The sequence below is a fragment of the Sphingomonas sp. genome, assembly GCF_019746665.1.
Lineage (GTDB): Bacteria > Pseudomonadota > Alphaproteobacteria > Sphingomonadales > Sphingomonadaceae > Sphingomonas.
In genome coordinates this window covers 50,475-64,486 of record NZ_JAIERS010000012.1, presented here as the reverse complement: position 1 = coordinate 64,486, position 14,012 = coordinate 50,475, and the positions used below count along the sequence as shown (strand labels likewise).

Annotated in this window: 14 protein-coding genes; 7 read left to right on the top strand and 7 right to left on the bottom strand. The window is 68.8% G+C overall.

All coding sequences use genetic code 11. The features are described 5' to 3' along the window. The first annotated feature begins 81 nt into the window (after positions 1–81). The 4 genes from K2X73_RS08630 (at position 82) to K2X73_RS08615 (ending at position 3,627) form a co-directional block, all read left to right on the top strand. Positions 82–1,347 (top strand): N-succinylarginine dihydrolase, encoded by a 1,266-nt coding sequence (locus K2X73_RS08630; protein WP_294109995.1) that lies wholly within the window; start codon positions 82–84, stop codon positions 1,345–1,347. A gap of 52 nt (positions 1,348–1,399) precedes the next feature. After that, positions 1,400–1,624 (top strand): hypothetical protein, encoded by a 225-nt coding sequence (locus K2X73_RS08625; RefSeq protein ID WP_294109994.1) that lies wholly within the window; start codon positions 1,400–1,402, stop codon positions 1,622–1,624. Positions 1,625–1,674: 50 nt separating this feature from the next. Next, positions 1,675–2,424: a 3'(2'),5'-bisphosphate nucleotidase CysQ gene (locus tag K2X73_RS08620; RefSeq protein ID WP_294109993.1), complete on the top strand. Its 750-nt coding sequence runs from the start codon at positions 1,675–1,677 to the stop codon at positions 2,422–2,424. Positions 2,425–2,613: 189 nt separating this feature from the next. Then, entirely contained in the window at positions 2,614–3,627 is a 1,014-nt protein-coding gene (locus tag K2X73_RS08615) for an ATP-binding protein (protein ID WP_294109992.1), read from the top strand. Positions 3,628–3,645: 18 nt separating this feature from the next. Here the strand turns inward: K2X73_RS08615 and K2X73_RS08610 are convergent, their stop codons facing one another. The 3 genes from K2X73_RS08610 to recR form a co-directional block, all read right to left on the bottom strand. Then, complete coding sequence (locus K2X73_RS08610; RefSeq protein ID WP_294109990.1) at positions 3,646–4,767, bottom strand: glutathione S-transferase N-terminal domain-containing protein; 1,122 nt, start codon at positions 4,765–4,767, stop codon at positions 3,646–3,648. Positions 4,768–4,975: 208 nt separating this feature from the next. Beyond that, entirely contained in the window at positions 4,976–5,503 is a 528-nt protein-coding gene (gene def / locus K2X73_RS08605) for a peptide deformylase (protein ID WP_294109988.1), read from the bottom strand. Positions 5,504–5,534: 31 nt separating this feature from the next. Beyond that, the gene (recR, locus tag K2X73_RS08600; protein ID WP_294109986.1) at positions 5,535–6,128 is read right to left on the bottom strand and encodes a recombination mediator RecR; all 594 of its coding nucleotides are present in this window, start codon (positions 6,126–6,128) and stop codon (positions 5,535–5,537) included. A gap of 53 nt (positions 6,129–6,181) precedes the next feature. Between recR and fmt the strand changes: the two genes are divergently transcribed. Further along, positions 6,182–7,087 carry a methionyl-tRNA formyltransferase gene (gene fmt, locus K2X73_RS08595; protein WP_294109985.1) on the top strand — a complete coding sequence of 302 codons (906 nt, stop codon included), beginning with the start codon at positions 6,182–6,184 and terminating at the stop codon, positions 7,085–7,087. Continuing rightward, positions 7,084–7,830 carry a tRNA pseudouridine(38-40) synthase TruA gene (truA, locus tag K2X73_RS08590; protein ID WP_294109983.1) on the top strand — a complete coding sequence of 249 codons (747 nt, stop codon included), beginning with the start codon at positions 7,084–7,086 and terminating at the stop codon, positions 7,828–7,830. Before fmt ends, truA begins: the two co-directional genes overlap by 4 nt. A 3-nt stretch (positions 7,831–7,833) precedes the next feature. Here truA and K2X73_RS08585 read toward each other — a convergent pair whose 3' ends face one another. From K2X73_RS08585 to K2X73_RS08570, 4 genes are all read right to left on the bottom strand, one after another. Further along, on the bottom strand, positions 7,834–9,237 hold the full coding sequence (locus K2X73_RS08585) for a nitronate monooxygenase (RefSeq protein WP_294109981.1): 1,404 nt from the start codon (positions 9,235–9,237) through the stop codon (positions 7,834–7,836). A 79-nt stretch (positions 9,238–9,316) separates the two neighbouring features. After that, positions 9,317–10,450: a glycosyltransferase family 4 protein gene (locus tag K2X73_RS08580; protein WP_294109979.1), complete on the bottom strand. Its 1,134-nt coding sequence runs from the start codon at positions 10,448–10,450 to the stop codon at positions 9,317–9,319. Between the two features lie 61 nt (positions 10,451–10,511). Then, complete coding sequence (locus K2X73_RS08575; protein ID WP_294109978.1) at positions 10,512–11,624, bottom strand: glycosidase; 1,113 nt, start codon at positions 11,622–11,624, stop codon at positions 10,512–10,514. A gap of 82 nt (positions 11,625–11,706) precedes the next feature. After that, the gene (locus tag K2X73_RS08570) at positions 11,707–12,612 is read right to left on the bottom strand and encodes an alpha/beta hydrolase (RefSeq protein WP_294109977.1); all 906 of its coding nucleotides are present in this window, start codon (positions 12,610–12,612) and stop codon (positions 11,707–11,709) included. A gap of 37 nt (positions 12,613–12,649) precedes the next feature. Here K2X73_RS08570 and K2X73_RS08565 point away from each other — a divergent pair, with 37 nt between their 5' ends. Next, the gene (locus tag K2X73_RS08565) at positions 12,650–14,002 is read left to right on the top strand and encodes a protein adenylyltransferase SelO family protein (protein WP_294109976.1); all 1,353 of its coding nucleotides are present in this window, start codon (positions 12,650–12,652) and stop codon (positions 14,000–14,002) included. The last annotated feature ends 10 nt before the right edge of the window (positions 14,003–14,012 follow it).

Sequence of the window (14,012 nt, the reverse complement as noted above, 5' to 3'; positions counted from 1 at the left end):
TGAATTCCAACGTCACCCCCGGCTTGACCCGGCTCGGGGCCGGGGTGACGCCCTAAACAAGAATGGCCGGGAGGATGCGAAATGCTGCGCGAGATCAACTTCGACGGGATCGTCGGCCCCAGTCACAATTATGCTGGCCTCTCCCCCGGCAATCTCGCCGCGACCAGCAATGCTGGCGCCACCTCGCACCCGCGCGCGGCGGCGCTGCAGGGGCTGGCGAAGATGCGCGCCAATCTCGCGCTCGGGCTCGCCCAGGGCATTTTGCTGCCCCATGCCCGGCCCGATCATCGCTGGCTCGCCGCGCTCCACACCGATTACCCGCGCGCGCCGCGCCATATCCAGGCACAGGCGCTCTCCGCCTCGGCGATGTGGGCCGCGAACGCCGCGACCGTCTCCCCCGCGCCCGATACCGCCGACGGACGCTGCCACCTGACGGTCGCCAATCTGGTGACGATGCCGCATCGCAGCCATGAAGCCGCCGAGACGCTCGCCCAGCTGCGCCTCGCCTTCGCCGACGCGAGCTTCGCGGTCCATGCGCCCATCCCCGCGCCGTTCGGCGACGAGGGCGCCGCCAATCATATGCGCCTCGCCGAGCGGCATGACGCGCCCGGGATCGAGGTGTTCGTCTATGGCGAACCCGGCGGCCCCTTCCCCGCGCGCCAGGCCCGGCAGGCGAGCGAGGCGGTGGCGCGCGCGCACGGCCTCGATCCCGAGCGCGTGCTGTTCGTCCAGCAAAGCCCGCAGGCGATCGCCGCCGGCGCGTTCCATAACGATGTGGTCGCGGTGGCGAACGAGCAGGTATTGTTCACCCACCAACAGGCGTTCGCGGTGCAGGGCGATTTCTACGCCGCGCTCCGTGCCAAGCTGCCCTCGGTCCAGATCGTCGAGGTGCCGGCGAGCGCGGTGAGCCTTGAGGACGCGGTGCGCTCCTATCTGTTCAACGCCCAGCTGGTCAGCCTGCGCGACGGCGGCATGGCGCTGGTCCTGCCGCGCGAGGCAGAGGCGCATCCCCGCGTTTGGCCGTGGCTGCAGGAAATGGTCGCGGGCAACGGCCCGATCCGCCGGCTCGAAGTGGTCGATGTGCGCGAGTCGATGGCGAATGGCGGCGGTCCGGCATGCCTGCGCCTGCGCGTCGTCGCCGATCCGGCAAGGGTCGATCCGCGCTTCCTGGTCGATGCCGCGAAGCTCGATCGGCTCGCCGCGTTGATCGAGGCCGAATGGCCCGAGTCGATCAGCGCTGGCGAGATTGGCGACCCTGCCCTGATCGCCCGGATCGAAACGGCGCGCGCGCGGCTGTTCGATCTGCTCGACCTGTCGGATTTACTGACAGTTAACCACGCCGCTTAACACCGAAATGGCGGAAATCCGGGCTTGGCGCGGGGTTTGCTTAACTCTTCGCATGTTCGCGCGCGTCGCCCAGCTGTTCGTCATCAAGAACAAGTTCGAGGCCTTTCTGGTGATTTTCGGGCTGGCGAACGGGGCGGTGGAGCGCGGGGTGCATTATCTGCAGCAATATCCCGGCCCCGGCGGCTGGCTGTTGTTCGCGGTGTGCCCGATCGCGGTGTTCATGGCGGGCGTGCGCATTATCGATTCGCTCGATCGCCAGCGCGCCGAGGAGGGCTGAGCGCGCGGACGCTCGCTTTGGCGCCGCTTTTGTGGCACGAGACCCCCGTAATGCTTAGCGATCCCGCCCTGTCCGACGCCGCGCTCGCCCGCGCGATCGCGATCGAGGCTGGCGATTTGTTGCGCGCCTTGCTCGGCGATGGCGACTGCTGCGGCGACCAACTCGGCAATCGCGGCGATTTCGAAGCGAACCGGCTGATCCTCGATCGCCTCCATGCCGCGCGGCCCGACGATTTCATCCTGTCGGAGGAATCGCAGGACGATGGCGCCCGCTGCGGCGCGCACCGGGTCTGGATCGTCGACCCGCTCGACGGCACGCGCGGCTTTTGTTGCCGCTCGCCCGACTGGGCGGTGCATGTCGGGCTCGCGATCGACGGCGTGCCACGCGTCGGCGCGGTAACCCTGCCCGCCTCGGGCCGCACCTTCTCGTCGGATCAGCCCCCCGCCCTTCCGGCGCCGCATGGTGGACGGCCGCGCATCGCGATCAGCGACTCGCGACCGCCCGCGATCGCCGGCCCGGTCGCCGATGCGCTCGGTGGCGATCTGGTGCCGATGGGCTCGGCCGGGTTCAAGGCGATGGCGGTGCTAACCGGCGCCGCCGACATCTATCTCCATGCCGGCGGGCAATATGAGTGGGACAATTGCGCGCCCGCCGCGGTCGCGCTCGCCGCCGGCTGCCACGCCTCGCGGATCGACGGCAGCAGGCTCGTGTACAACTGCGCCGATCCGCGCCTGCCCGATCTGCTGATCTGCCGCCCCGAATGGGCCGCGCCCGTGCTCGCCGCGATCGCCGCGGCTTGAGCTTCCCCCGCCCGCGCCCAGGCGTTAGAGGCTGTTTCAGCAGGGCTTAAACAGCGTCGGCGCCGGCCCGCTCCCCCACCCGACCTCCCAACAGCGTAATCTATGGGAGGTCGGGTGGGGGAGCGGGCCGGTGCCGGTTCAGCGAAGCTGAAACCGACTCTAGGGGGCGCTGAAGTCAGGGGAAGTTGATTGCGCGTCGCTCGTCGGTTGTTTCTATCGTTCCTCGTTGCCGCTGGGGCGATCGTCGTGCTGGCGCTGCTCGCGGCGGGGGCGCTGCTAGCGGCGCTAAGCCTGAGCGGCGAAACCCGGCTGGCGGCGCAGCTGCTAGCGATCGGCGTGGTGATGCTGGTGGCGCTGGGCGCCGTCGCGATCGTCGGGCGCGGCTTTGCCCGGCGCCACGCCGCGCTCCATGCGCGCCTGCTGGCGGCGACCGAGGCGGTCGGCGCGCGCGAGCCGGTGATGCTCGACGAAACCGCCCCATTCGAGGTGGCGCAGGGTCTTCGCAACCTGGCGCGCATCGCCGACGCACGCGAGCGGACCGAGCGTTCGCGGCGCACCTGGCTGGTCGCGATCGCCGAGGAGATGCGCGTGCCGGTCGAGGCGCTTGTCGCCGCCGCCGAGGCGGAGGGCGCCAGCGAAGCGCGGCTCCAGCCGGTCGTCCGGCTGGCGCGGATCGTCGAGGATCTCCGCGCGGTCGCGCTCGCCGATCTCGGGCGCCTGCCGGTCGCGCTCGCCCCCACCGATCCCGGCGCGCTGATGCGCAACGCAGGTTTCGTCGCGCAGCCACTCGCCGACAAGGCCGGGGTCGCGCTGGAGCTGACGCTGCGCGCCGCCAGCGGTGGCCTGCCGCGTTGGGACGGCGCGCAAATCGAGCAGCTGCTCGGCGCGCTGATCGAACATAGCCTTCGCTACACCCCGCGTGGCGGCCGCATCCTGCTCGGCGCCGAGCCACGCGGCGGCGCCTGGGAGCTGACGGTGGACGACAGCGCGCCCGGCGTCGATATCGATCTCGCGCAGCAGCTGTTCGAGCCCTTCTACCGCGCCGCCGATCTGCCCGAGGAATCGCTCACCCACTTGTCGCTCGCCTTCGCGACTGCGCAGGCGATCGTCGAGGCGCATCACGGGCGGATCGAGGCGAGCCGGTCACCGCTCGGCGGCTTGCGGGTCGCGGTGGTGCTGCCCGGCGAGCCGCCGGTGGCGTGAGGAGGCCCGGCTGCCGCGCTAGTTCAAGGCCGCGCCCCACACCTCCAGATTGTCCACGCGTTCGACCGGCCGGCTTGTCCGCAAAGTCGCGAGCGCGCCGAGCCCGGTTTCCTCCAGCAGCGCCTTGCCCTCCGGCGTGAGCGCCGCCTGCAAGCGGTCGAGCAGCCAGAAGCGATAGGGCATCACCAGCGTCTCGATGCCGTGCCCATGCCAATCGAACCGCGCCTTGCCGATCGCGCGCGCGCCGGGGGTGTCGAGCCCATTGGTCCCTGCGGTGAGATCGGGCCGCGCGGCGAGCCAGTCATTGGCGAAGGCGACATGAGCCGCCAGCTCGGGCAGATAATCCCCGGCGACGAAGCGCAGCAGCGCGGCGAGCGTCTCGGGCACGCCGTCATCGGCGATCAGCGCCTCGCTGGGATAGCCATCGAGCAGCGCCTGGGGTCGGTTCATCCGTTCGACCCAGCGCCAGACGTGATAGGCGCGGCGCTGCATCTCGGCGACGGGGTACGGATCGCGCCCCAGATGCGCGAACAGCGGCCCGATCAGCGCATAATCGCCAAGCGTCGGCGCGCCGCCGAGCAGATAGGGGTGCTTGGCCAGATGCGCGTCGAGCAGCGCGAGGAAGCGGTGATAGCTTGCCTCGACCGCCCCCGCCGTTTCGGGCGAGACGCCGAAGCCGTCGCGCGCGCGGCGCATCCGGCCGCTGGCGTTATCGAACACCGCCGCTTCCACCTCGGGCGTCGCGCCGGGGAAGAGCGCGCGGACGAAATCGGTGCGCAGGAAGTCAAGGTTCGCGTCATCGAAATCCCAGCGATAATGCATCGCCGGGCGCAGCAGCCCCTCGCCGCCATAAAGCTCGAACACATGGGCGATCGCGCGGTGGCGCGGCGTCGCAGGATAGGCCGAGCGCCGCACGCCTTGCGCCTCGACATGATCGATGATCGCCACGCCGTCCTGAATCAGCGTGCCATCGTTAAGTTGCAGTACCGGGATGATCCAGCGGCCGACCGCCTTGGTCACCTCCGGCCAGCCGGGATCGCCGGGGATCGCCTCCTCGAAGGCGACATGCTGCTTGATCAGATAGCTGCGCGCCCGCGCGGTGTAGAGCGAGCCGGGCATCCCCCAGAGCTTGGCGGTCAAAACGAACCTCTCCCTTTGTCGTTGCGCCGATGTGCCCCGGCGCGGAGGGATCGGCAAGCACCAGTGCATTCCAAAGACGCGCCGTCACCCCGGCCCTGAGCCGGGGTCCCGCTGCCTTGCGACCGAAGAAGAAGCGGGACCCCGGCTCAAGGCCGGGGTGACGGATAGTCCAACCGAATTGTTCGGTCGGGTTTCGTCGCGGCAACCTTCAGGCGGCGGTCTTGCGTGCCTTGGCGAGTTTCTTCAGCAACATGTCGCGCTTCAACCGAGAGAGATGGTCGATGAAGATGATCCCTTCCAGATGATCCATCTCATGCTGCAGACAGGTCGCGAGCAGCCCGGTCAGTTCCTCGTCATGTGCCGTGCCGTCGGCGTCGAGCCAGCGGGCGCGGCAGCGCGCGGGGCGTTCGACATCGGCGAACTGATCGGGGACCGAAAGGCAACCCTCGGTATAGACCGAGTGTTCGTCCGAGCTCTCGACGATCTCGGGGTTGATGAACACGCGGGGGGCGCGAATCGGCTTGCCCTCCTCGTCTTCTTCTTCCTGCAGGTCGATCACCAGGATGCGCTGCGGGACGCCGATCTGGATCGCGGCGAGGCCGATGCCGCGCGCGGCGTACATCGAATCGAACATGTCGTCGATCAGCGCGCGCGTTTCGTCGGTCACCTCGGCGACGGGGGTCGAGATGGTGCGCAAGCGCGGGTCGGGAATTTCTACGATCGGACGGACGGCCATGGCGATCAGCTAGGATCGCGTTCCGTAAAGGTCAAGCAACCGGCCGCCGCGCGCGTAATGCCTGGGCGAGCGTGCCCTCGTCGAGATAATCCAGCTCGCCCCCCACCGGCAGCCCGTGCGCGAGCTGGGTGACGCGCACCGGGAAGCGCTCGATGCGATCGGCGATGTAATGCGCGGTGGTCTGGCCTTCGAGCGTGGCGTTCATCGCGAGCACCACTTCGTCCACGCCGCCGCCCTCGATCCGGCGGACAAGCGCATCGATGCTCAAATCCTCGGGCCGCACCCCTTCGAGCGCCGACAAGCGCCCGCCGAGCACATGGTAGCGCCCGGGGAAGATCCGCGCGCGATCAAGCGCCCACAGGTCCGCCACCTCCTCCACCACGCACAGCGCGCGCGCGTCGCGGCGGGGGTCGGCGCAGATGGCGCACGGATCGCAGGTGTCGACATTGCCGCAGATGTGGCACCGGGTCAGCCGGTCCGAAACGGCGGCGAGCGCGTCGAGCAATGGCGCGAGCGCGGTCTCGCGCTTCTTGAGCAGATGCAGCACCGCGCGGCGGGCGGAGCGGGGGCCAAGGCCCGGCAGACGGGCGAGCGCTTGGGTAAGGGCGTCGATCTCGGGCGACATGCCTCGCCACATAAGGGCTTGCGCGCGCCCCTGCCAAGCGCTTCACGGGAATGATGCGTATCGTCTTCATGGGCACCCCCGATTTCGCCGTGCCGACGCTCAGGGCGCTGGCGGCGGCGGGGCACGAGATCGTCGCCGCCTACAGCCAGCCGCCGCGCCCGGCGGGACGGGGCAAGGCGCTAACCCCCTCCCCCGTGCAGGCGGCGGCGGAGGCATTGGGCGTGCCGGTGCGCACCCCGCTCACGCTGCGCGACGCCGAGGCGCAGGCCGATTTCGCCGCGCTGGCGCCCGATGTAGCGGTGGTCGCCGCTTATGGCCTGATCCTGCCCAAGGCGGTGCTGGCCGTGCCGCTGCATGGGTGCTTGAACGTCCACGGCTCGCTGTTGCCGCGCTGGCGCGGCGCGGCGCCGATCCAGCGCGCAATCCTGGCGGGAGATGCGGTGACGGGTATCGGCATCATGCAGATGGAAGCCGGGCTCGATACCGGCCCCGTACGATTGGAGGAATCGGTCGAGATCGGCCGGAAAACGGCTGGCGAGCTGACCGACGAACTCGCGGGCCTGGGGGCGCGGCTGATGGTGCAAGTGCTCGCCGATCTGGCAGGCCACCCGCCCATCCAGCAGGCCGAGGCCGGCGTGACCTATGCGGCCAAGATCGACAAGGCCGAAGCGCGGATCGACTGGCGGCAGAGCGCGGCGCAGATCGAACGGCAAGTCCGCGCCTTCAACCCCGCGCCCGGCGCGTTCTTCGAACATGGCGGCGAGCGGCTGAAGCTGCTTCGCGCCGAGGTGGTGGACGGAAGCGGCGCGCCCGGGACCGTGCTCGACGGCACCCTCACCATCTCCTGCGGGCTCGGCAGTGCGCTGCGCCCGACGCTCGTCCAGCGCGCCGGCCGCGCCCCGATGACCGCCGCCGAGCTGCTGCGCGGCTTCGCGATCCCGCCGGGTACGCAACTGTGACCCGCTTCGCGCTGACGGTCGAATATGATGGCCGCCCGTTCATGGGCTGGCAGCGTCAGGCGCATGGGCCGAGCGTGCAGGAGGCGATCGAGAACGCCCTCGCCCGCCTGGCGCATGAGGTCGCCACGCTCCACTGCGCCGGCCGCACCGATGCCGGCGTCCACGGCCTCGCGATGCGCGCGCATGTCGATCTCAGCCGCACGATCACCCCGTTCCGGCTGATGGAGGGGCTCAACGCGCTGCTCCGCCCCGATCCGGTCGCGATCCGCGCGTGCGAGGTGGTGCCCGATGATTGGCACGCGCGCTTCTCGTGCCTGGCGCGGCATTACGAGTACCGCATCGTCAACCGCCGCGCGCCGCTCACCTTCGAACGGGGGCTGGCGTGGCGGGTGCCGGTGCCGCTCGACGAAGCGCTGATGGCGCAAGGTGCGGCGGTGCTGGTCGGGCGGCATGACTTCACCACCTTCCGCTCGGTTCACTGCCAGGCCGACAGCCCGGTTGGCACGCTCGACCGGCTGGAGGTGGTGCGCGAGGGCGAGGTGATCCGCGTCTTCGCCTCGGCGCGCTCGTTCCTCCACCATCAGGTGCGCTCGATGGTCGGCTGCCTCGCGCTGGTGGGCCAAGGGAAGTGGACGCCCGACGATCTCCGCGCCGCGCTCGACGCGCGCGACCGCGCCGCGCTCGGCCTCAACGCGCCGCCGGACGGGCTGTTCTTCGTCAGGGCGGACTACCCCGAAAGCTAGGGCTCAATCGCCGCTCAAAATCCGGTCGACCAACTGCTTCACCGTCGGCACGAACCCGTTCGAATAGAACGGGTCCTGCTTGAACTTGTACGCCGCGTGCCCCGCGAACATCAGGTTCTGCTCGGGATCGCCGCCATGGGCGATTTCCTGCAGCGTCTTCTGGATGCAGAAGCTGCGTGGATCGGCCAAGCGCCCGGTCGAGTTCGTCTCGCTATCTGCCCAGGATGAGAATTGGCACTGGCTGAGGCAGCCCATGCAGTCCGCCTGATCCTTGCGGATTTCAGCCTTTTCGGCCGCCGTCACGAACACCAGCGTGTTGTCAGGCGTCTTGAGCGCTTCGGTGAAGCCATGACCGTGCCATTCGCGCGCGCGCTGCAGGTCGTTCAGCGTCACCCAGAAATTCTTACCCTTCACGCCGACATCGAGCTGATACTGATGATCGCCCGCCTGCTCGGTCGAATAGGCGATCTGCCGTTCGGACCGGGCCTCGAGCGCGCGCAGGAAGGGGTTGCGCACCGCGCTCGAATAGAAGCCTGTCGGCGAGAAGCGGTGGAGCAGCACCTCGCCGGGCTCGATCTGGGTGAGCTTTTCCTTCCACGCCTGGGGGATCGGGCTCTCCTGCGTGAGCAGCGGGCGGGTGCCGAATTGGAAGGCGATCGCGCCGAGCTCGGGATTGTCGATCCAATGCTCCCAGTCGCGCAGATACCAGACACCGCCCGCCATCACGATCGGCACGCTGTCCGGAATGCCGCCCTCGCGCATCGTCTCGCGCAGCGCCTTCACCCGCGGATAGGGGTCTTCGGGCGCGCGCGGGTCTTCGGCGTTGGAAAGGCCGTTATGCCCGCCCGCCAGCCAGGGGTCTTCATAGACCACCGCCGCGAGCCATTCGGCGGCCTTCGAATAAGCGCGCTTCCAAAGCGCGCGGAAGGCCCGCGCAGAACTCACGATCGGCAGGTACGACACGCCGTAATGCGAGGCGATTTCGGAAAGCTTGTACGGCATCCCCGCGCCGCAGGTAACGCCCGAGACCATGCCGCGCGTCCGCTCCAGCACGCCGTGGAGCACGCGCTGCGCGCCGCCCATCTCCCACAGTACGTTGATGTTGATCGCGCCCTTGCCGCCGGCGATTTCCCACGCGCGCCGCACCTGCTGCACGGCGCCGTCGATCGCGTATTGGATCAGCTCTTCATGGCGTTCGCGACGGGTGAGCGCGCGATAGATTTGCGGGATGATCTTGCCTTCGGCGTCATAGCTATCGGCATTCACCGCCGAAACCGTGCCGATGCCGCCCGCCGCCGCCCAGGCGCCCGCGCTCGCATGATTGGTCGCCGATACGCCTTTACCGCCTTCGATCAGCGGCCACACTTCCTGGCCGCCATAAAGGATCGGCCGCAAACCCTTGAACACACAGGTCTCCAGTTGGCGCGGTCGCCGCGCCCTGCCACATTTCTAGCACAATTCAGCCGGAAATCGACCCCCAATGCGCTCAGCCAAGCGCGCCCGGCCGTCGCGCCGCCGTGGCGTAAAGCTGGGCATAGGCGGCGATCATTCGATCCTCATCGAATTCCGCCGCCGCCCGCGCCTGGTTCGCCGCACCAACGCGCGCGCGCAATTCGGGGTCCAGAGCCAGCAGTTGGAACGCGTCGCGCAGATGCACTTCGTCGCGGTGGCGGGCGATGAAGGGCAGGTTCTCGGGGGCGACCATCACCGGCACGTCCCCCACCGGCGGCGCGACCACCGGCTTGCCCGCCGCCATCGCCTCGACGATCGAGATCGGGAACTGCTCGCTGGAGGAGGAGAGCGCGACGATATCGAACAGCCCGACATAGCGGTGCGGTTCGGGCAGGAAGCCGGGTAGATGAACACGGTCCGCCATTCCCATCGCGCGCGCGGTTGCCTCGATCCGGGCACGCTCCGGCCCCTCGCCCACGATCACCAGCCGCACCCGGCCCGGCATCCCGCCCACCGCGCGCACGAGCAGCGGCAGGTCCTTTACCTCACGCAGGCCGGCGATCGCGCCGACCAGCAGCTCGCCCTCGCGCCGCTTGATGCCCGCCAGCGCGCGCGGATCGGGCTTGGCGTAGCGCGCCACCTCGATCCCGTTGCTGATCCGGTGGACACGCCCGCGTGGCTGTTTCCAGGTGCCGAGCGCGATATCCTCCAGCACCAGCGATGGCACGACGAGCGCGTGCGCGGCGCCCAGCGCGAAGCGGCGATAAAGGTTGCGCTCACGCTTCAACCCGGTCGCTTCGTCGGCGTTGAAGCCGTCCTCATGATGGACGAGCCCCGGCTGCCCCTTGCCGAACACGCGGCGCGCCATCACCCCGTCGATCGCGCCCCAATTATACGTCAGCACCAGATCGAAGCGCAGCATGTACCGCGCGATCGCCTGATAGCGATCGACCGATGGGCGCCCGGTGAGCGGCAGTTGCTGCTGCGCGATTTCATATTTGATGCCCTTGGCGATCGCGTCGCGCGCGCCGAGCGCTCCGGGGACGCCCGAGATGATCGTGTGCCGCGCACGGTCGCCAAACGCGTTCATCAGCCGCACCGCGCGCGCTTCCTTGCCGCCGAGATCGAAGCTGGAGTGGAGGTGAAGGATATGGAGGGGTTGCGACATGCGCGGGGTTCTTAGCCGGGTGATCCGCGCGCGTCATCTCTTGGCTGAGTGACGTCAATGCTCAGCCGAACGCCCGTTTGTCGATCCACGTCATCCGGCACGCCAGGTCCGCCTCGCCGCTCGCCACCAGATAATGGTCGCCCGCATCGACGATGCCGGTCGTGAAGACGATGTTCTCCAGATACATCCGGTCCTTCAGCGGCTCGGTGAGCGCCGGATTGGGCGTGATGAGCGGGTCATGCTCGGTCCGCAGCACCCGCCAGGGCTCGGCGGCGTCGAGCAGCGACCAATAGGTGCGGTAGATGCCGGCCACGCCCGCGGGCTCGACGCCGTGCCACAGACTCAGCCAGCCCTGGTCGGTCAGCACTGGAGGCGCGCCGCCGCCCATGCGCGCGGTATGGAGCGTCGCCGCGTGCGGGCGCAAACCGGGATGATCGCACGGCTTCCAGTGCAGCGCGTCGGGCGACGACGCGAGGTTGATCGCCGGCCCCGCGCGCCACGTGCTATCCGGCGGATAGGCGAAATACAGGTCGCCGAGCGGCCGGGTCTGCGCCCAGAACCGGCCCTCGATCAGTCCCTCGAACAGCAGCATGTCCTTGTTCTGGTGATCGAGCACGATGCCTTGCCGCTGCCAGTGCAGCGCATCGTCGCTGGTGTAGAGCACCGTGCAGTGCCGCTCGGGGCTCACCGCGCAGACGGTCATGTACCAAAGGTTGCCAATACGGCTGATCCGCGCGTCCTCGATGCCGTAGCATTCATAAGGCGCGCCCGGCGCGAGGGCGTGCGCATAATGTACCGCCTCCACCCGGCGCCCATCGGGCGAAAGCTCGACCGGCAGCAACCAGGAAAGCGATGTGAGCGCCATCACCCGCCATCCCGCCTGGCGCATCGTGAATTTGCGCGGATCGCTGGGATCGACCTGGCCGATCGGCCAAGGATCGAGCCGATAGCGCCCCGCTTCCCAACGGATCGCGTGGATATGCTGATCGCGGACCGGGTGCTTCAACGCCTCCGCCACGCGCACCATCAGCAGCAAATTGCCACTCGGTAGCCGGGTGAGACCCGGGTTGAACGCGCCCAGCACATAGGTCTCGGCATCGATCCGCCCGGCGAGCGGCGACCGCGCGAGATCGACGTCATCGGGGGTGAAGATCAGGGCATCGTGCAGGATCATGCGGGGTTCCAGAGCGCCGAGCCCGCTCCCCTGATGCAGGAGCGGGCTTCAGCGCACGAAACGCCCCGCCGGCCGTTTCGCCTCACGCCACCGCCGCTACCCGGTCTTCACCCGCCGCCACGCGCGCGAGCAGGCGCTCGATTGCCGCCACCGCCTCTGGCTCATCGAGCGTGGGCGCGTGGCCGACGCGCGGCACTGTCACCAGCTCGGCGCCAGCAAGCTCGGCGGCCATGCGCGTGGCGGTATCGGTGGAGAGGATATCCGATCGCTCGCCACGCACGATCGCGACCGGCACGCCTTTCAGCTGATCGAGCGCGCGCCACATATCCGGCCCCGCCTCGTTCCCCGGCAGGCGGAAGGGCTCGGCGATCTTCATGTCGTAATCGAGCACGATCCGGCCGCTGTTGCTCACCCGGTAGAGCCGCTTGGCCATCGCGATCCAGTCGGTAAGGCCGTAATCGGGATAGACGCCCGCGTTCGCCTCCGCGAGCGCGCGCGCGGCATGGACCCAGGTCGGCCAGCTGCTGCTGCGCCCGACATAGCCGCGAATGCGCGCAAGGCCCGCCGGCTCAAGCTCCGGCCCGACATCGTTGAGCACCACGCCCGCCAGCTGCTCATGCGCGGCCCCCGCGAGGAGCATCGCGACGATCCCGCCGAGCGAGGTGCCGATCGCGACGTAGCTCGGCACCGCGAGCTGCTCGAGCAGCGCCTCGACATCCTGCACATAAGTGAGCGGCACATAGCTCATCGGATCGCGCGCATAGCTGCTCTCGCCGCGCCCGCGCAGATCGAGCGCGAGCACCCGCCAGCCCGCATCGCTCAAATGGCGCGCGAGGCGATCGAAATCGCGGGCGTTGCGGGTCAGGCCCGGCAGGCAGAGGATCGGCGGGCGCGCGGCGGCGTTCCGCCCCTCGGGCGGTGCATAATCGCGCGCGTGCAGTCGCAGATTGTCGCGCGACCACCAGTAGAGGTGTTCAAACCGCTCCATGGTTGCGTCTCCATCGCCTCCCGCCCCATATCGCCGCATGAGCAGCCCGCCGCAAGCATTCGCACCCGCCCAAACCATTCTGGAATTGGGCGAGGCTTTTTTCGATCCGGTTTCCCCGGCCAGCTTTCCGCAAGCTACCCTGCGCTTCCGCAACGATCGCTGGGCGGCGCGGGTCAGCTTGGCGCACCTGGATGACGCCGCGTGGATCGATTATTTCGCGCGCTTCACGCCGCTGCCGGGCTCGCTGCCCCAGCCTTTGGCGCTGCGCTATCACGGCCATCAGTTCCGTGTTTACAATCCCGATATCGGCGACGGACGCGGCTTTCTGTTCGCGCAGCTGCGTGACGATCAACGCCGGCTGCTTGATCTGGGCACCAAGGGATCGGGGCAGACGCCCTATAGCCGCTTTGGCGATGGGCGGCTGACGTTGAAGGGCGGGGTGCGCGAAATCCTGGCGACCGAGATGCTGGAGGCGCTGGGGGTCGAAACCTCGAAGACCTTCTCACTGATTGAAACTGGCGAAGCGCTCGATCGCGGGGACGAGCCCTCCCCCACCCGCTCCTCGGTGCTGGTACGCCTGAGCCACGGCCATATTCGTATCGGCACCTTCCAGCGGCTCGCCTATTTCGGCGATACCGACAATCTTGGGCGGCTGACCGATTACGTGCTGCGTCATTATTACGGCGACACCAGCGGCGATCCGGTGCGGCTGCTCGATCTGGTGGTCGATCGCACCGCGCGGCTCGCCGGGCAATATATGGGGGCGGGCTTCGTGCACGGCGTGCTCAACAGCGATAACATCAATGTGACCGGGGAAAGTTTCGATTACGGCCCCTGGCGCTTCGTGCCGCGTTGGGACGCGGGCTTCACCGCCGCCTATTTCGATCATGCCGGGCTCTACGCCTTCGGGCGGCAGGCCGAGGCGATCCACTGGGACGTGTACCAGCTCGCCACCTGCCTTCGCCTGCTGGTCGAGGCCGAGCCATTGATCGAGGTGATGGAGCGGTTCGCGCCGCGCTATCGCGAGGCGCTCACGGCCGCGATACTGTGGCGGCTCGGGGTGAAACCCGGCGCCGACGACGTCGCGCTCGCGGAGGCGATCGAGCGCGGGCTGGCGGCGAGCCAGGTCGATGTTGCGGGCTTTTTCCATCAAAGCTTTGGCGGTGAGATCCCCGAAGCGCTCGGCCCCGCCTTCGCCGAGGCGCGCGGGCTGCTGCTCGGCTATCGCCCGCGCAAGGCGCGCGACGCGTTCTGGCAAGGCCCCACCTGCTCGCTGCTGATCGAGGAGGTCGAAAGCTTGTGGTCGGCGATCGCCGAGCGGGATGATTGGGATCCCTTCAATGCCAAGGTCGAGCAAATTCGGGCGCTTGGCGCGGCGCTCGCCGATTGAGCGCTCTTGG

Coding starts and splice junctions, on each gene's coding strand:
- fmt (WP_294109985.1), top strand. CDS start 6,182: ATGCGTATCGTCTTCATGGGCACCCCCGATTTCGCCGTGCCGACGCTC.
- K2X73_RS08570 (WP_294109977.1), bottom strand. CDS start 12,612: ATGGAGCGGTTTGAACACCTCTACTGGTGGTCGCGCGACAATCTGCGA.
- def (WP_294109988.1), bottom strand. CDS start 5,503: ATGGCCGTCCGTCCGATCGTAGAAATTCCCGACCCGCGCTTGCGCACC.
- K2X73_RS08565 (WP_294109976.1), top strand. CDS start 12,650: ATGAGCAGCCCGCCGCAAGCATTCGCACCCGCCCAAACCATTCTGGAA.
- K2X73_RS08630 (WP_294109995.1), top strand. CDS start 82: ATGCTGCGCGAGATCAACTTCGACGGGATCGTCGGCCCCAGTCACAAT.
- K2X73_RS08575 (WP_294109978.1), bottom strand. CDS start 11,624: ATGATCCTGCACGATGCCCTGATCTTCACCCCCGATGACGTCGATCTC.
- K2X73_RS08580 (WP_294109979.1), bottom strand. CDS start 10,450: ATGTCGCAACCCCTCCATATCCTTCACCTCCACTCCAGCTTCGATCTC.
- K2X73_RS08625 (WP_294109994.1), top strand. CDS start 1,400: ATGTTCGCGCGCGTCGCCCAGCTGTTCGTCATCAAGAACAAGTTCGAG.
- K2X73_RS08620 (WP_294109993.1), top strand. CDS start 1,675: ATGCTTAGCGATCCCGCCCTGTCCGACGCCGCGCTCGCCCGCGCGATC.
- recR (WP_294109986.1), bottom strand. CDS start 6,128: ATGTCGCCCGAGATCGACGCCCTTACCCAAGCGCTCGCCCGTCTGCCG.